Raw genomic sequence first — 16,985 nt, 5'->3', positions numbered from 1 at the left:
GAGCCGGGCAGTGCTTACTGGCTGGCGCGAATCAGCCGGTCCAGGCCCGCCCTGTCTTCTGCCCGATGGCCGCGCCTTGCCTGCCGTTCGGCCAGCAATCGCGCTTCGACGTTGCCGGGCGTCAGCGGCACGCCATAGTCTTGCCCGCCGCGGTAGATGGTGGCGAGGATCTTCTCCCCCAACGGCTGCTTGAAGTGGCTCGGTTCCCAGAACCAGCGGGTCGCGCTCACCCGGTCGATCGGTGCGGGGATCGGCTCGGTGGAGAAGCGGTCATATCCGAGGAAATCCCAGAGTGGCACCCGGCCCTGCCCACTGTCCGCCACCAGCGCCGCCAGGGCGCGCTTAGCCTGCTCATAGCGCGGCCACAGGCCGGCGCGATCCAGCGCGTCGAGATAATCCGAGTGAAAAGGCGCGATGGCGATGTCGAGCTTTATACCGTGGCGCCGACACACCACGATCAGTTCGTCCAAGGCGGAGAGCCGCGCGAGCGGCGCATCGGGGTTGGCCTTCAGCCTTGCCGTCATATCGGCGAAGCTGGCGATCAGCATCCTGTCCTTCTGCAGGAACAACGCATCGGAACCGTCCGACGCAGCGCTCTTGCGGAAGCCACCCTCGCTCATCGTACCAGCCGGCGACAGATCGATGACGTTCGGATCCTGTTGCGACAGCAGCGTGGTCGCGCTCGCCAGCAAGGCATCGGTCGACAATGTGGCCAGCAGTTTGTCACCGGCCGCCTTGCGAAAAGCCTCCAACCGCGCGGGAGTCGGGCTGGCCTGCGGCAACGCAGCTCCGCTGGCTGCCTCCGGCCGCATATATTCCTCGAGCTCGATCAGGATCAGGACGCGGCGCACCTCGTGCTGCGCTATCGTGCGGCGCAGATTGGCGAGGGCGTCATGGATGCCGCTGCCGGGTACACCATAGTTGAAGGCCGGCCGGGCATCCGCCGGCCATGAGGCGCTGGCAGGGTCGAGGCCGACTTCGACCTTGGAGCTGCCGAGCATCAGCCCGCGCGCGGGGATGCGTTGGACAAGATAATCCTTGGCGAGTTGCGTGTGGCTGATCGTCACCGGCTTCGCGGCGTTCAGTCCCGCGATCCGTGGCGCGCCCATCACGAGATAGGGATCGACCAGAGCGTTGATCAGCCCTGCCAATGCGATCAGCAGCAACAGGGTCGCCGACCAGCGTCTGCAATATCCCAGCGCCTGCGAGCCGTTCGCCATCAGAAATGCCAATACAGGAAATCACTGACGCGGTTCAGCGACAGCAGCCCCAGCGCAGTGACTCCTGACAGACCGATGGCCCAGCGCGCAGACGGCGCCCAGGTCATGCGTTCGAGCAATCTGGTCTGGCCCGACGGGCGGGTCTTGAAGCCGAGCGCGGGTGCGTGATCGGCAAGCATTTCATAGCTGTTGGGCAAGGCAAGGACGACGAATAGCGCGATTGCGATCAGTCCCCATAGCTGGACGAACTCGACCCCGCTCTCGAAGGCGGCGGCGACCGGCAGTCCGGGAGCCAACCGTGCGGCGATCGCGGCCGGAAGGGTGAAGCCGTTGCCGCCAGCCATGCCACGAAGGATTTCAATGCCGGCGGCGACCGACGAGGCCCTGAAGAACACCTCGACTGCGATCACGAACATGAAGGTCAGCGCCCATGACCCCGGCGTCGTGATCGTCGCACTCCTGTTTCCGGTCGGCCACCAGAGCGGTCGGCGGAGCCGCCAGCCATGGTTGATCACCAGCGCGATACCGTGCAGCGCACCGAACAGGAGAAACTGGTACCCCGCGCCATGCCACACTCCGGCCAGCACCATCGTCGCCATCGTTGGAAAGGCGAGCAGCACGAGAAACGCCTTCAAGGTGGTGCGGCGGCCCGCCATGCCCGGCAGCCGCTTCGCAGCGCGCTTGCGGGTGAGCGCAAGGCTGATCGGGCTGAAGACATAGGCCGTCAGGAAGCGGGTCAGCGTCACGTGCCAGCGCGACCAGTAATCGATGATGCTGGTGGCCTTGAGCGGTGAATCGAAATTGTAGGGCAGCTTGATGCCGAACAGCCGCGCCGCACCGATCGCCATGTCCGAATAGCCCGAAAAATCGAAATAGAGCTGGAGCATGTAACCGAGCGCCGCGCCCCAGGCCTGCGCCAGCCCAGGGTGACCGCCCGCCGCCACCGACGCCCAGCTTGGCGCGATCAGCGCCGCAATCGGATCGGCGATCATCACCTTCTTGAAAAGGCCGGTGAAGAACAGCGTCAGCCCGACCGCGAAGTCCTCGCTCCGCACCTGTCCGTCGGCGGCCGCGAATTGCGGCATGAGCTCGCGATAATGGACGATCGGCCCTGCGATCAGCTGCGGGAAGAACAGCACGAACAAGGCGTAGTCGCGCAGGTTCACCTTGGCGACCCGCCCTGCCCGCACGTCGACGAGCAGTGCGATCTTCTGGAAGGTGATGAACGATATGCCCAGCGGCAGGATCAGATCATCGAGCGAGAAGGAGCTGCCTGCAACATCGTTGACCGCGGTGAAGAAGAAATTGCGATATTTGAAATAGCCGAGGAAGGCGAGATTGAACGCGATTCCGGCCCAGAACAGCGCCGTCGCCAGCCGCGGCCTGCGATCGTCGAGGCGTAACAGCAGAGTGACGAGAAGATAATTGATCGCGATCGACGGCGCGATCAGCACGACGTTGAACGGGCGCCACCACGCATAGAAGAGCAGCGAGGTGAAGACGAGCCACAGCAGCGCCGCCGAGCGCCGCTGCGGCCCGAATGCGTAATAGATCGCCACGACGATCGGAACGAACGCCAGGATGAACTCGTAGGAATTGAACAGCATGGCCCCCGCCCCGCGCTATCGGTCTATTTCGACCGCTTCTCCAGGATCATGGCGATCATGTCCCCCACGTTGCGCATCTCCTCGATCTCGGCGGTCTTGAACTTGATGCCGAAGCGGCTCTCGACCTCGACGACGAAAGTGATGTTGGTCATCGAATCCCAGTGCGCGACATCTGCCGCGCTCGTCTCAGGCGTCAGCACGAGATCGGGAGCATCGAGCACCTCGCCCAATATCTCCGATAATTGCGCCACTATCTGCGCCTGATCCATGCCGTTCAGCCCCCTACGCTGTTGATGAAAGTCGGTTTCGGCGCGAAGTCGTCGAGCGGAAGAACCCAGCGGGTGACCCCTTCTCCGCTCTCCTCCAGCAGCGCGAATCCGAGCTTCGCATAATGATCCCGCACCATGGCGTTTTTCGCGCTCGGAATATACTCGCCGATCAGCCGCACCGCTCCGAGCCGCCGCGCCTCGGCCGCGACGAGGTTGAGGGTAGCCTCTTCCACCTGGCGGCCGAGCACCCGGCAGCTCATCAGCCAGGTGTCGATGCAGATGTCGCCCGGCTGGCGTTCGCGGCCCGCAACGATCGCGATCACGCCATTGTCGCCGAACTGGTCGGTGAGCCGGATCTGCAGGGTCAGTGCGCGATCGTCGGCGATCAGCGCCGACACCTCCTCGTCGGCGCAGCGGCGCGTGGTGAGGTTGAACTGGTTGGTCTTGTTGATGAGTTGGACGATGCGGGACTTGCCGAGGGTGTCGAAGCGCCCCCAGCGCATCTCCATATCGAGGCTTCGCAGATAGGATTCGAGATCGGTGGTCGAGCCGCGCAGCGTCTCGCGCTGGGCGTTCGCCTGATATTGGCGGGTGCGTTCGAGGTCCTCCTCGGTCGGCTGGCTGTTTTCGAAATAGCCGGCGTCGGCGATGCACTCCGCATATAGAGCAGGGTCTTCCGGTAGTTCGGGCACCGCCACCATTGGCAGATCGCGCCGGACCAGATTGCGCTCGAACGGATTGTCGTCGGCGAACACCAGCGCGTCTAGGCCGATATTCAGGCGTTCGGCGATCTGGCGGATATTGGCGACCTTGTCGGACCAGTTGATCGCGAAGCAGGCGATATCGGATCGCCGCAGCAGCATCTCGGGATGCTTGTCGAACGGCTCGAGCCCGTTCGCCTCGTCGTTCTTCGAACAGAGTGCAAGAATCACCCCGCGCTTCGACAGGTCGAGCACATAGCGCTGGAACGCCGTATAGGCTTCCCCCAGTGCGCTGCCCTGGCCCAGGACGATCCCGTCCAGCCCGTCGTCGCCGATCACCCCACCCCACAGAGTGTTGTCGAGATCGAGCACCAGGCATTTGAACGAACGGCCCTGCTGCGCCGCAAGCAGGCGGGACACCATGTCGCCATATAGCGGCGCGGCCAGCGGATGCACTTCCTGCTTGGCACGGTGCCACAGCATCGGATCGTGCCACGCGCGGATGCCATCCTGCGCAGCCCTGCTGTCCAACGCGACGATGTCCACTCCGTCCTGGTCGGCGCGGGTGCGCAGCCGCTCGTTCAGAGCGCCGATCGCCGCGGCGGGTGAACCGGCCAGCCGATGCTCATTATTGCCCATCAGCATGGGGAAAAGCGGGAGTGCGGTCTGCTGCAGCACGGCACAGCCGAACGATGACCGCGCCGCCCGCCACAAGGAGGCTAGGTCGTCGATCAGCCGTTCGACCCGCCCTTCGGCGGCGGCACCCTCGCCGACGCGGAAGCTCCCGGCGAGATGATGTGCATCGAGGGCGAACAATATGGCCGAGGGCCGGAAAGCATGGAGCGCGGAGCCGGGATCGAGCAGTTCGCGCCGATACTGGCCATAGTCGCAGACATATATGATCAGCCACAGGCCACGGCGCAACGCAGCGATGCGCAGGGCCGGCAACAGGTGATCCACGGTCGAGGAGGCAAGCACCGCAAGGCGCACCGGCTTCGTTGCAAGATCGGGTGGAGGCTCGTCGCCGAACAGGCGCTGTAGCCGGCGATCAAGCCGAACCGTCGCCAAGCCGCCGAGGCGATAACCGGCAAGACTCTTCAGATGCGACCAGCTTTCCTCGGGTGCCAGATCGACAGCAAGGCCGGCGCCCCATGTCGATGGCGGCTCAGGCAACCAGGAAAGCTCGGGGTGGGCCTGCGCCGGCCGGTCACTCACCCGGTGCTCCGATCAGGGCAGTGGCTTCGCTCGTATGTCGAGGCATGGGCAAGGTGCTGGCGGTAGTCATCTGTGCCTTTACGACGATATATCGACATCAAAGGCAATGGTCTTGCCCATCCGTACGAGCGGCACCGGCACGCCGCCTGGGCGCAACCGCGCGGATATGCTCTACAACCTCCTAGCCGCAGGCGGCGTAGAGCGGCACGCCGACAGCGTCGCGGCCATGTCGACGCGCCGGAAGCCCGCGGCCCATGCCGCCTCTTCGCGCAGGCGGAGGATAGCTTTGCCGACGCCACCGCGCACGAAGCGGGAATCGGTGTCCATGGGGCGGATGCGCGCCGCGTCGCACGCCGGATCGCGCCGGCCGCTGGCGTGGGGCCAAAACCGCCCAGCGGCTATTGCTGGCTATGGCCTCGCGCAGGGGTTTCCACCGTGGAGGGCGGATTGGGGTCATGATCGGGCGCCGGCGCGACGGATTGGAGCATAGCGGCTCGATCCCAGGCAGCATCGATCCGCGCGAACGCCACGGCGTTGCGGAGGTCCTCGTTCAGCCAATGGTCGAACTCGGCCTGCAGGGCAGCCGAGCGGTCATCGAGCAGCCTGACGAAAAAGCGCGCTGCGCTCTCCTGCCGCCGCTCCTGGTCGCTCTCCGGCCGATCCGCCCCGTTCAAAGGTACCCTCCTCCATCTCGGCTATGGCGCGGCTGAGCAACTGCACCGCCTTGCCGAGATGCTTCTCGACGGTGGAAACGGACAACTCCATCTCCGCCGCTATCTCCGCGATGGAACGCTCATGCACCCGGCGCAGAATGAATACACGCCTGCATTGGGGCGGCATAGCCTCGATCGCGCGTTGTACCTGGCGCAACTCGTCGCGCGCGGAGATTCCGGTTTCAGTGCGGCTGTCGGCCTGGGTGTCGTCCAGATCAGCGACGCTATCGAAGGACAGGATCGCATTGCGCCGGGCATCGTCGATCAGGACATTGCGGGCGATCCGAAAAAGATACTGTCGGCCATTGGCGATGTTCGCCCAATCTTCGGCGCCATAGGCCCTGACCAGCGCCTCCGAAACCAGGTCGTCGAGATCGGCCTCCGATGCCAATGCCCGGCGCAGACGCGCCCGCAGCGCTCCCTGATGGGGCAGTATGCTCCCCTTAAACCAGTCGATACGCTCGACGAGACCCGTCACGGCAGTTCCTTTGATACTGTCGACCCGATCCGCTCCCGCATGTCACTATCGCGCCACGACACCATCTTTGAGATCGCATGTCCAGTACCGATCTCGCTTCTGCAGCATCATTGTAAGGCAACTCTGTTAACTGATGAGAAATCAGCGACAGAAGCTCCAACCGCCCCGCATTGCCTGGTCCAGATGAAGATGATCGCGGTGCAGGCGGTTGTAGTCCGGCGACAATGCGGTGGAAAACATACTGCACGCCCCCGTCCGCACCTCGCGCAGAAAGGCCGCCTCTCGCTGCCCGCCCGTCCAGTCGGTGGCGATGCCGATCCTCCTGCCGCCGGCAAGCCGGAACCCGGCGATGTCGATCGCATTGGCCCGCGCATGTTCGCTCCAGCGCCGCTCGCCAATGCCACGAACCGGGCGGCAGGCATAGCTGCCGAACGTCTCGATCCGCTTCACTGGCCGCCCAAAATACCGCAGCGCAGCAGGCTGGACCACCTGCCTTTCCCATAGGAACAATCCAATTGCCATCGGACAGGAGACCTCCGCGCGCGGCACATAGGACAAGTCGGGGGACGACTCGAGCCGCACCCGATCGGAATAGCTGCACGCGCCGCGGCCGCGCAGTGGCGGCAGCACGCGATAGTCTTCGCTCGCCTGGTCCAGCAGCCGGCGACAGGCGGGAAAATCGTTCCGCAGCCGCGCGATCTTCAGGTTGGTGAATCGCCCGACCGGATCGGCCAGAGACAGCGGAGTCCAGGGAATGTCCTGCGGATGTCCCTTCACCCAGTTGAGCACGGCAAGCCCCACCACGCTCCCGAGCATGAGCAGAAACAGGGAATAACCGAGCCGGGCCATGCGCATGCAACGCACTACCCGCCTGGGCCGCCCCGGATTTCTCGAGGAGATCCTCCCGCTCGGGTTCAGCGATGCCGCGACCGGCATTGCGAAGAGCTGCAGTTACTCCACGAGTTGCCGACCGGACGGCACTGCGCGCCTGCTGCGGCGAGCAGCAGAACATCAACTTCCGAATCCCTTCCTAGCGGCGGGTGCCTCCCGCAACCGCCGACCAGCCGGCGACGGCGAGCAGGAACACCAGATCGGCGCCGAGAATACCCATTGCTACCGACTCGGTCGCGCGCGCCGCGACATAGCCGGGGATTGCGAGCAGCAGGAGAATGACGAAGGCCGCAGCGATCCACGTCGGCACCTTCGAACGAGCCCGCCGCGTTGACGGCTTTGCCGTGGCGGGACGCACCGTGCTGCGAGATCCGGCAGGTGCGGTCGAGGGCGGCACTTCCAATTGCAGATATGCCATAACAGGTCTCCACGACAGGGCCGGCGCCATGCCCGTCCCACTGTTGCCAGCCATTTTAGCGAGAAAGCGTACCGATGGGTACGCCAGACCCGGCAACACAGCGTTCACATATTTTTACGGTTCGCGCAGTGACGGTGCTCACAGCTGCGCATATTTTCCGCTGCATCGGGAGCGCGTAGCGTGACGCTGGTCCAGCCGTGCCTTGACGCGACGCCAAGCATCACGTCATCTTCGCAGGCTTGAGAGGGGAACGGGGCTTGCCTGAAATTCAGCGCCTTAGGGCATCACCGGCGACGGCAAGGGAGTCATTAGCGCCGGATCGAGCGCGGGGCCGATCCCCTCGACGGCGATCAGGGTCTTGCCGAACATGATGCCGTCGATGTCGACGCGCTGGTCTATTAGATGATGCGGAATGCGATCCATTTCGAGCCAGAACTCGCCACCGTCCTCGCACCGCAGCGCGAAGCAGTTGCTCTTGGCGATGAGCCGCCCGGTCTGGCGGCAGCGTGCATGACCGGCATTCGTGTCTTGCATCGACATGCTCCCTACCCACTGGAAGCATCCTCTCCGCCCGTGAGACTACGTACTTTATCGCACCGCGCAAGAGCGATAATCGCGATGCTGGGACCCACTGCCACCATTGCCGCTGAGCCGCCGCGGCCTAGAAGCGTTCCTGCGGCGCCTGCATCTGTTCGGAGGACATGGTCGTCGCCATGACATCAGATCCTCGCGACGAGGCGGAAATCGCCCGATATTTCGGCGCGTCGACCCGTGCCGCGGCGCTCATGGCCCAGATCGACTGGCGCAGCCATCCGCTGGGACCGCCCGACGGCTGGCCCGATGTGCTCCGGATCACGCTCCGCAACATGCTCGCATCGCCGGAATCGCTCTTCCTGGTCTGGGGAGAAAGCCGGTCCCTGTTATTCAACGATGCTTATATCCCGATCCTGGCCCAACGCACTGATGATGCCGCCATCGGCGCTTGCTTCGACGATGTCTGGTCAAACAGAAGGCCGTCCGTCGCCGATGTATATGGCGATGCACTGGGTGGCAGAGCGGCCCGGCTGGTTGACGAACGGATGGACATCGGACCGGCCGGCGCCACCCAGCCGCGCTGGTGGACATTTTCCTTTGCCCCGATCTTTGACGACGACGGCGCGGTTGCAGGGGTACAGGGGCTGATCAGCGAGACGACCGACATCGTCATGCGCGCGGAGTCCGAACGGCTAACCGCGGTAGCGCTCGCCGCATCCGAGCATCGCCTGCATCGTGCGCAGGAAGCTGGCAAGGTCGGAATATTCACGATCGACCGTGCGACCAAGGAACTGGTCGGCACGGCCGAATTCTTCCGTATCTTCGGCCTCCCGCGGCGCCCCGTGATACCCGTCTCGGAGATCGAGGAGATGGTATTGCCGGAGGACCGGCACAGCATATTACGTCGGGAGGGGCATCGATCCGAAACGATGGATCCGCACGTGGAATATCGCATAAGGCGCCCCGACAATGGCGAGATCCGCTGCATCGAACGGCGCGCGGAGTTCGAGCGCGACGAACATGGCCGAGCTGTTCGCGTGGTGGGCGTGGTCCAGGACGTGACCGAAAGGCACGCAGCGCGTGCTGCACTGGCAGAGAGCAATGCGACACTCGAAGCGAGAGTCAGGGAGCGCACCGCCGAACGCAACCTTCTGGCCACCATTGTCGAGGAGACCGACAGCCTGGTGTTCGTGGCCGACTGCGATTACCGCTGGCTGGCCGTGAACCGCGCAGGCGCAGCCGAGTTCGAGCGCATCTACGGAAAGAGACCCAGGATCGGCGAACGTATTCCCGACACCATGGGCGCCATGCCCGATCATCGCGCTCTGCTGGACGCGAGTTGGGGACGGGCCCTCGCCGGCGAGGAGTTCACGATCGTCCGCGAAGTCGGCTATCCGGATCGCAGTGATTTGCGCATCTACGAAATGAAATTCAACGTGTTGCGCAATGAGGAAGGCGCCCAGATCGGCGCCTTCCAGATGGTGTGGGACATCACCGAGCGAGTTCGTGCCGAAGCGGCCTATCGGCAGATGCAGGAAACGTTGCGCCAGAGTCAGAAAATGGAAGCGATGGGGCAACTCACCGGCGGCGTCGCCCATGATTTCAACAATCTCCTGACCCCGATCATCGGCAGCCTCGATCTTCTCCAGCGCCGCGGCAGCCTTTCCGAGCGCGAAGCGAGGCTGGTCGACGGCGCGCTCCAGTCTGCCGAGCGGGCCAAGACCCTGGTCCAGCGTCTGCTGGCCTTCGCACGGCGCCAGCCGCTTCAGCCCGGTCCCGTCGAGATGATAAAGCTCGTCGAAGGCATGGCGGAACTCGTCGCCAGCACATCCGGGCCGCGCATCAAGATCCATGTCGACGTTCCGGATACGTTGCCGCCGGCCCTGGCCGATCACAACCAGCTCGAGATGGCTGTCCTGAACCTGTGCGTCAACGCGCGCGACGCCATGCCTGATGGCGGCACCATCACCATCGCCGCCCGTCTCGAAAATGCACCTTCCCCGGGGGCTGAGCGCCTCGTGCCCGGCGCCTATGTCCGGCTTGCCGTGATCGATACGGGCACCGGCATGGACAAGGATACGCTGCGGCGGGCTGTGGAGCCCTTCTATTCGACCAAGGGTGTCGGAAAGGGTACCGGCCTCGGCCTGTCGATGGTCGACGGCCTGGCTTCGCAGCTCGGCGGCACGATGACGATTGCGAGCCGGCCTGGACTCGGCACCCGCATCGACCTGTGGCTGCCGGTATGCGATGCAGCCGGCACCCAGTCACGGATCGCCGATGAAGCGGCACCGCCAGCGCAATTCCGCGGCCGCGCCATGGTCGTGGACGACGAGCCGCTGGTGCGGATCACGACGGCCGACATGCTCCAGGGGATGGGCTACGAGACCGAGGAGTTCGAGAGCGCTCACGAAGCGGAACGATTGCTGCGCGCGGGACGGCGCTTCGACCTCGTGGTAACCGACCACCTGATGCCGGGCATGTCGGGCGCGGAGCTTGCTCGGAGCATAAGGCGGCACTGGCCCGAGTTGCCGGTTCTGATCGTGTCGGGCTATGCCGACGCGGAGACGCTCGCACCCGACATGCCGCGATTGACCAAGCCTTTTCGTGAGACCGAGCTGATGAAGGCGATTGCCGAACTGGGCTAGAAAGCGAACCGGATGCTATAAATCGAGAATGCGGCGGGGGTGGAGCCTGCCGACCATCCCGTCATATAACGCCAGCAGGTTGCCGCGAAATCGCCCGCGGTAATCAAACAGCCGCGGCTTCAGCAGACTGCGTACTCCGTTCCCCACGATCGCACGCGCCGTAAAACGCGCCGCCCGTTTATAAGGGCAGGTCCCCTTCTTATACAGATAGATCGGGTTCGCGATCTGCGAATAGCCAAATCGGAACCCGCTTGTGCGACCCGACTTCACCCCCAGGTGCACACCCTGGCACTCCGGTGTGTAAAGCACCTTGCCCAGCTTCGCCACCCGACTGGTGATGTCCAGGTCCTCCTGCCAGGAATAGAGAGGCAGATTTTCATCGAACCGGATGTCCGACAGGACCGACGCGCGGAAGGCCATGTTGCACCCGTACACGGACCCTACTTCGCGCTCCTCACCCGCAGCCCAATGCGCCATCGGCGGAGCGTCGCCCGCCAGCAGCTTCCTTGCGTACAGCTCATCGATGGCTTCGCCATTCACCCCATCGCCGAGGATGTGGCCTGTCAGCGCGCTGACATCCGGCCGGTGGGAGAGCACGCCCACTGCACGTTCGAGCCAGTCACCGGCAGGGCGAAAGTCGTCATCGAAAAATACGATGATGTCCTGGGCGAGATCGGGCTGCTCGTGGTTCATGACATAGGCGATGCCCTCGTTCCTCTGGATCGCCGCGCCAGCCTCCCTGGCCAGCAGGCAGCGCATCCAATCCGTATCGCCGTTCGCAACGTCTTCGATGTCCCCCGCTTCGCTACCGACCACAATCAGCCTGCCGATGAGATCGCGCTGCGCCCGCAGGAGATCGCGCAATATGCAGACTTCCCGCGGCCTCCCCTTCGAAGCGACGATGACAAAGACCTTTGCCCGGCGAGATTTCTCGGTCGTGGTGGTCAACGAGGGCATGGCTGATGATCCTCCGAATGGCCGACTAACGCGTCGCAGACGGTGTGCAATATCAAATGTTACGAAAGAGCCCTTCGCTCCAGTACACGTCCCGCAATGCCAATATGATGTGGCATATTCCGCCAAACAGGAATTCGTTCACCTACGATCCCAGGAACAATTCCGCACATCATAGATCAGATATATTTTATGCGATTTCCCGCACGCGCCCGACAGGAGCGCATGCTTTGCAGCTTCTTCCGCGCCGCATCAGCAGGATCATTCCAAATGTGCACTTTCTAAGGTGCCGCCTGACACAAAATCAAGATGTGGCACCAGCTGCGGATCGGTTTTCGAGGTGGGTTGGTGCTGAATCGCGTCAAAAACGATCACAGGAGGCAAAATAGGAATGTCCAGACGTAGTTTATTTCCGTGTCGTAACATCATGATCCGAAATGACTTCCCTTCAATACTCCCTTTGCTTATGTCGACATACCACATTTCGGTCTTTATCTTGCATAATATGCATAATCATATGCATAACGCGCCAAACGCCGGCTCAAGGTGAAACGAATGCTGCTCCTTCTCAGCCGATCAGTCGGCACTGATCGATGACGAACGCCACCGCCACGGAAGGCGGTCAACATTTCCTGGTGCTGGACGCAATGAGGGGCGTGGCAGCCCTCATGATCGGTTGCCTTCATGCCGGACAGTTGATCCTGGATCAGCCAACTTTCGGCCACGCCTACCTCGCAGTAGACTTCTTTTTCTGCCTTAGCGGCTTTGTTGTTGCCTATGCCTATCAGAGTAGGCTGCTGAGCGGCATGAGCATCGCCGACTTTGTTGTGCGGCGCATGATCCGCCTCTGGCCACTAATCATCCTTGGAGCAGGCCTCGGCACGATGGTGATGATCGGCGGAGATCCGCTGAGGCTGCCCATCGTCAGCGAAACGCTCTTTCTCGGCGTGCTGACCACCCTGCTGCTTCCCGGCGGGCTTCTCATCGGCGTCCAGGCCTATCCCCCAAACAACCCTGTTTGGTCGCTCTTTTTCGAAGTTGTCGCAAACATCGTCTACGGGGTTACGACTAAGCTGCGAAGAAAGGTCCTGTTGCATCTCTCGCTGATCTTCAGCCTTGTGGCGCTGGTGCTTATAGCGCTTGTCTTCGACGGTCTGCAGCATGTCGGCTATGACGACCCAGCATCTTTTCTGGCCGGCTTCGCACGCGTTGGCTATCCATTCATTGCGGGTGTCGCGATATACAGCCTCCAACTCTATAGCCTGAGATGGCGGGTTAGCGCAGTTGCCATCCTGGCCGTTCTGACCATCCTTCTCGTCTGGCCTTATCACATGAACGCATCTTATGATCTTGTGTGTATCGTGATGTTATTCCCGATCTTGATAATATTGGGTTCGACGTCGAAGCCGACGCGATTCCTGGCCCTTTATGTGTTTCTCGGCGAGATCAGCTATCCCTTCTACCTGCTGCATCAACCCATCCTGCGCATGATGAAACATGTGCCGCACTCCCTCGAAGCAGATGCGCTGTCGCACTATATTCTTCCATCCGCAGGTATTTTGATCGCAGTGTTCTGCTCGATGCTCGCCTTGCGGCTATATGACATGCCCTTGCGCCGATGGCTGACCAGCAACAGGACCCAGGGCGTCCGCCTGGTTCCTATAAGGTGACCGATGCGCATGGCGAGGTGGTCAGCGTCTCCGTTATAGGAAGTTGAAATGGTTCAGATTGTCTTCGCAGGCGATTACGCGTTTCACATCGATGAGTTGGACCTCCAGGATCTGACTTCCGGCACCTATCTGTCGCACTCATCAACGAGCTTCGAACTCGATTCCGGCGGTGGCTATACCACGGAGTTCCGGGGTTTCGATCTCAGCTAATGGCCTAAGATTGCAGAAGCACGCGTCGCAAAAGTTCACGGAGCTCCTGCATCTTAACGGGCTTTTGACACAGCGAAATGTCAGCAAAACGTGCCGGAATTGCTGACCGGTCGTATCCGCTGACGAAGATAATGGGCGTAGATCGCCGCCGCAGCCTCTCAACCAGGGGATAAACCAGCTGACCGCGGAGGTTGATGTCCATGATAGCGCAATCGATCCGCGCGGCGCGGCGGATGATCTCCAGCCCTTCGTCGAGAGATGCTGCCGGGCCTATCGGGCAACCTTGCTCACCGCGAACCAAATCCGCGAGCTCCGACGCCTGCAGATAGTCGTCCTCCATGATAAGTATGCTGCGGCCCGGAAACGCAATCTGGTAAGCCACACCCGCGGGACAGTGGTACATATTCACCTCCTACGCACATCTCGCCGATCGACGACCTGATAGCCGATCACCAGATAACAGGAATCCCCTCTCCTTATGTGATAAGGACGTGCATTTATCCGACCATTATGACTCTATTATCTCGGTGTGAACAGAACACATTGCTCATAGAAGTTAACAATTGTTTTGGCTTTTGCGCAACTTCATCCGATTTGGATATAAAGGTGAACCATTCTCGGAGCTCTCACCCGGCGTTTCGATTGATCAATTCGGCTTTCGGGCAGCAGCAACCGGGTTCGCGCTTCCGACACTACGATCCGGCTGTCGGCCGCGTTGTCGGCGGACGACGACGGCGAGGCGCACCGCATCGCAGCGGCCTGATCTCTATTTTCAAGGGTGCCTGGATGCCCCGTGAGGATTCGAACCTCAATTAACGGAGTCAGAGTCCGTAGTCTTACCTTTAGACGACGGGGCAACAAGCAGAGCGGGCGACATAAGGAGGGCTGCCGGGCGTGTCAACGGCTCTGGGAAGCCGCCCTTGCCGTTCATCGCGCCAGCCATTACTCTTTGTCCCAAGTTCCATGCGGATTTCCGCTGCATGGTGATAAGGTGAGACCGAAGATCATGACGCACGGCCCCAATCCGGCCGCGCCGCGTCCGCCGCGCGACGGGGGGCGACGGGCGCAATCCCCATCGAACCCTCCCATGCCGCGGCACAGCTATGCCGCGCTGGATCTCGGCACCAATAACTGCCGATTGCTGATCGCACGGCCGGCCGCCGAAGGTTTCGTAGTCGTCGATGCCTTCTCTCGAATCGTCCGCCTCGGCGAGGGTCTCGCTGCGACTGGAAAACTATCCGATGCGGCGATGGACCGGGCGGTGAGCGCACTGTCCGTCTGCGCCGACAAGCTGCGCCGCAGGCGCGTGTCGCTAGTCCGCTCGGTCGCCACCGAAGCCTGCCGCCGCGCCACCAATGGCCGCGAGTTCGTTCAGCGCGTCTATCGCGAAACCGGCATCGCGCTCGAGATCATCACCCCCGAGCAGGAGGCGCGCCTGGCGGTACTGGGCTGCCATGCGCTTCTCGAGCCGGGCGAAGGAAGCGCGCTGGTGTTCGACATCGGCGGTGGCTCTACCGAATTGATCCTGATCGATGCCGACAACAGCCCGCCGCGGGTGATCGACTGGTTCTCAGCGCCATGGGGCGTGGTGTCGCTGTCGGAGACCGAGCCGCATGTCGGCGAGGACCGCAACGGCCTGCTGGCCAGCTATGCGCGGATGCGCGCCCGCGTCGCCCAAAGCTTTGCCGACTTCGCCGCTAAGCTGGTACCCGGCGCAAATCCGGGGCGTCTGCTCGGCACCAGCGGAACCGTAACCACACTGGCCAGCGTCCATCTCGACCTGCCCAGCTACGACCGGCGGCAGATTGATGGGCTGATCGTTCCCGTGCCGGCGATGCGCGAGATCAGCGCGCGCCTGGCCGGCATGACCGTTGCCGAGCGCGCCGAACTGCCCTGCATTGGTCAGGAGCGCGCAGACCTGGTGGTCGCTGGCTGCGCAATCCTCGACGCGATTCTCGACATCTGGCCTTCCCAGCGCCTAGGGGTCGCCGACCGCGGCATCCGCGAAGGTATTCTTCGCTCGCTGATGGCGCGCGACAAGGCAAGGATCGCTCAATGAGCCGCGGCGGCACCGGTGGACGGCAGCGGGTCAAGACCGCGAAGGGCCGCAGCGCGAGCTCGATCAGTTGGCTCTCGCGCCAGCTGAACGATCCCTATGTCCGCCGTGCCAAGGCCGAGGGCTATCGTTCGCGCGCGGCCTACAAACTGATCGAACTCGACGAGCGCTTCCGCTTCCTTCGCGGCGCCAAGCGGGTGATCGACCTAGGCATCGCGCCAGGCGGCTGGACGCAGGTCGTGCGAAAACTCTGTCCCCAAGCTGTCATCGTCGGCATCGATCTGCTCGAAACCGATCCGATCGAAGGCGCGACCATCCTTCAGATGGACTTCATGGACGAAGACGCCCCGGCCAAGCTTGCCGAGGCGCTCGGCGGCCCCGCCGACATCGTCCTGTCGGACATGGCCGCCAACACCGTCGGCCATCCCCAGACCGATCATCTGCGCACGATGGCGCTGGTCGAGGCCGGCTGTCTATTTGCCAGCGAGGTGCTGCGGCCCGGCGGCTGCTATGTCGCCAAGGTGCTGGCCGGCGGTGCCGACAACAATCTGGTCGCAGAGCTCAAGCGGCTGTTCACGACGGTGAAGCACGCCAAGCCGCCGGCGAGCCGCAAGGACTCGTCCGAATGGTATGTGATCGCGCAGGGGTTCAAGGGCAATCCTTCGTAGTTCCGCTCCCGAAGGGAAGCCGGAATGATATCACCTGATCCTGACGATGCTCTGCGGAGCCGCGCCGTCCTGCCCCGCCGGGCAACTCCGCCGCGCGAAGCGCTTGTTAAGGCAGATCCGCACCTCTTCGAGCCAACCATCCTTGGTAACGCCCAAGCGCATCTGATCGGCGCGCATGCCCTCGTTGGCCTCGGCGAAGCTCTTCTGGAAATCGGCGACTGTCATCGTCCTGCCGTGCAGCTCGGCCATGTCGGGGAACGACAGGGCGCGATACAGTGCGCCGCTCCTGTCGAAATATTCGGCCGGAGTCTTCACCATGCAGGTGCCGTGCTTCTCCCACTCATGCTGGATCAACTGCGGCGATGGTGTGCTGCACAGACTCTCCCGGATCAGCTTCTCGGACACCAGACGGGTCGCCCGGCAATATTGCGGCCATTGCACACCTTTGCCGTCAGGCCACAGACCATGAAGCGTGAAGCCGAAGTGGCCGACCGTGCCACCGCACTGGATACGGTCCTGCGGGCTTGTCGACCGGCTCGCGCAATATTGCGGGGACCAGCTGAGCGCCAGCGTATAGCCGACGATCGGCAGCACCCGCCGGGGCTGATCGATGGTCGGCCCCTCCAGCATCGGGCGCGGAAGATCGGCGGGGACAGTGCAGGACGGCACCTGCTTCCCGCAAGCAGGTGCCACCAGCAGCGCCGCCAGCGCGGGGAGGAGTGCGAATCTCATGGGG

The 16,985-nt window shown here is 62.8% G+C and carries 17 protein-coding genes and 1 tRNA gene; 5 read left to right on the top strand and 13 right to left on the bottom strand.

Features of this window, described 5'->3' with window-relative positions:
• Nucleotides 1–14: 14 nt before the first annotated feature.
• The 9 genes from AAC645_RS04235 to AAC645_RS04200 all read right to left on the bottom strand — a co-directional run bounded on the left by AAC645_RS04235 (nt 15) and on the right by AAC645_RS04200 (nt 8,046).
• Entirely contained in the window at nt 15–1,220 is a 1,206-nt protein-coding gene (locus tag AAC645_RS04235) for a hypothetical protein (RefSeq protein WP_340314082.1), read from the bottom strand.
• Nucleotides 1,220–2,827 (bottom strand): MBOAT family O-acyltransferase, encoded by a 1,608-nt coding sequence (locus AAC645_RS04230; protein ID WP_340314080.1) that lies wholly within the window; start codon nt 2,825–2,827, stop codon nt 1,220–1,222. Before AAC645_RS04230 ends, AAC645_RS04235 begins: the two co-directional genes overlap by 1 nt.
• Before the next feature lie 23 nt (nt 2,828–2,850).
• On the bottom strand, nt 2,851–3,096 hold the full coding sequence (locus AAC645_RS04225) for an acyl carrier protein (protein ID WP_340314078.1): 246 nt from the start codon (nt 3,094–3,096) through the stop codon (nt 2,851–2,853).
• 5 nt (nt 3,097–3,101) lie between these two features.
• Complete coding sequence (locus AAC645_RS04220) at nt 3,102–5,012, bottom strand: HAD-IIIC family phosphatase (RefSeq protein ID WP_340314077.1); 1,911 nt, start codon at nt 5,010–5,012, stop codon at nt 3,102–3,104.
• A 398-nt stretch (nt 5,013–5,410) separates the two neighbouring features.
• Nucleotides 5,411–5,686 (bottom strand): DUF4880 domain-containing protein, encoded by a 276-nt coding sequence (locus AAC645_RS20395; protein WP_422785793.1) that lies wholly within the window; start codon nt 5,684–5,686, stop codon nt 5,411–5,413.
• Complete coding sequence (locus tag AAC645_RS04215; RefSeq protein WP_340314076.1) at nt 5,604–6,203, bottom strand: RNA polymerase sigma factor; 600 nt, start codon at nt 6,201–6,203, stop codon at nt 5,604–5,606. The genes AAC645_RS20395 and AAC645_RS04215 overlap by 83 nt, the downstream gene beginning before the upstream one ends.
• A 141-nt stretch (nt 6,204–6,344) precedes the next feature.
• The gene (locus AAC645_RS04210; RefSeq protein WP_340314075.1) at nt 6,345–7,058 is read right to left on the bottom strand and encodes an extensin-like domain-containing protein; all 714 of its coding nucleotides are present in this window, start codon (nt 7,056–7,058) and stop codon (nt 6,345–6,347) included.
• A 175-nt stretch (nt 7,059–7,233) separates the two neighbouring features.
• The gene (locus AAC645_RS04205) at nt 7,234–7,512 is read right to left on the bottom strand and encodes a hypothetical protein (protein ID WP_340314074.1); all 279 of its coding nucleotides are present in this window, start codon (nt 7,510–7,512) and stop codon (nt 7,234–7,236) included.
• A gap of 276 nt (nt 7,513–7,788) precedes the next feature.
• Entirely contained in the window at nt 7,789–8,046 is a 258-nt protein-coding gene (locus AAC645_RS04200) for a DUF5818 domain-containing protein (RefSeq protein ID WP_340314072.1), read from the bottom strand.
• Between the two features lie 179 nt (nt 8,047–8,225).
• Here AAC645_RS04200 and AAC645_RS04195 point away from each other — a divergent pair, with 179 nt between their 5' ends.
• Complete coding sequence (locus tag AAC645_RS04195) at nt 8,226–10,691, top strand: PAS domain-containing protein (RefSeq protein ID WP_340314070.1); 2,466 nt, start codon at nt 8,226–8,228, stop codon at nt 10,689–10,691.
• A gap of 15 nt (nt 10,692–10,706) precedes the next feature.
• Here the strand turns inward: AAC645_RS04195 and AAC645_RS04190 are convergent, their stop codons facing one another.
• Nucleotides 10,707–11,648: a glycosyltransferase family 2 protein gene (locus tag AAC645_RS04190; protein ID WP_340314069.1), complete on the bottom strand. Its 942-nt coding sequence runs from the start codon at nt 11,646–11,648 to the stop codon at nt 10,707–10,709.
• A 590-nt stretch (nt 11,649–12,238) separates the two neighbouring features.
• Here AAC645_RS04190 and AAC645_RS04185 point away from each other — a divergent pair.
• Together AAC645_RS04185 and AAC645_RS04180 are read left to right on the top strand one after the other, a co-directional pair.
• The gene (locus tag AAC645_RS04185) at nt 12,239–13,315 is read left to right on the top strand and encodes an acyltransferase family protein (protein WP_340314068.1); all 1,077 of its coding nucleotides are present in this window, start codon (nt 12,239–12,241) and stop codon (nt 13,313–13,315) included.
• Between the two features lie 48 nt (nt 13,316–13,363).
• Nucleotides 13,364–13,525 carry a hypothetical protein gene (locus AAC645_RS04180; protein ID WP_340314067.1) on the top strand — a complete coding sequence of 54 codons (162 nt, stop codon included), beginning with the start codon at nt 13,364–13,366 and terminating at the stop codon, nt 13,523–13,525.
• Nucleotides 13,526–13,529: 4 nt separating this feature from the next.
• On the opposite strand, the gene AAC645_RS04175 is transcribed toward AAC645_RS04180, so the two are convergent.
• Together AAC645_RS04175 and AAC645_RS04170 are read right to left on the bottom strand one after the other, a co-directional pair.
• A complete protein-coding gene (locus AAC645_RS04175) occupies nt 13,530–13,865 on the bottom strand; it encodes a response regulator (protein WP_340314065.1) in 336 nt (111 codons plus the stop codon).
• A 443-nt stretch (nt 13,866–14,308) separates the two neighbouring features.
• Nucleotides 14,309–14,382, bottom strand: a tRNA-Gln gene (locus tag AAC645_RS04170).
• 149 nt (nt 14,383–14,531) lie between these two features.
• Between AAC645_RS04170 and AAC645_RS04165 the strand changes: the two genes are divergently transcribed.
• A complete protein-coding gene (locus AAC645_RS04165) occupies nt 14,532–15,584 on the top strand; it encodes a Ppx/GppA phosphatase family protein (RefSeq protein WP_422785792.1) in 1,053 nt (350 codons plus the stop codon).
• Nucleotides 15,581–16,249 (top strand): RlmE family RNA methyltransferase, encoded by a 669-nt coding sequence (locus tag AAC645_RS04160; RefSeq protein ID WP_340314062.1) that lies wholly within the window; start codon nt 15,581–15,583, stop codon nt 16,247–16,249. The genes AAC645_RS04165 and AAC645_RS04160 overlap by 4 nt, the downstream gene beginning before the upstream one ends.
• Before the next feature lie 30 nt (nt 16,250–16,279).
• Here the strand turns inward: AAC645_RS04160 and AAC645_RS04155 are convergent, their stop codons facing one another.
• Nucleotides 16,280–16,981, bottom strand: coding sequence for a ribonuclease T2 family protein (locus AAC645_RS04155; RefSeq protein WP_340314061.1), 702 nt, complete (start codon nt 16,979–16,981; stop codon nt 16,280–16,282).
• Nucleotides 16,982–16,985 lie beyond the last annotated feature (4 nt).

It is taken from the genome of Rhizorhabdus argentea, from assembly GCF_037861105.1.
Classification (GTDB): Bacteria; Pseudomonadota; Alphaproteobacteria; order Sphingomonadales; family Sphingomonadaceae; genus Rhizorhabdus; species Rhizorhabdus argentea.
The sequence above is the reverse complement of the archived record's forward strand: the minus strand, read 5'-3'. Positions and strand labels throughout refer to the sequence as shown.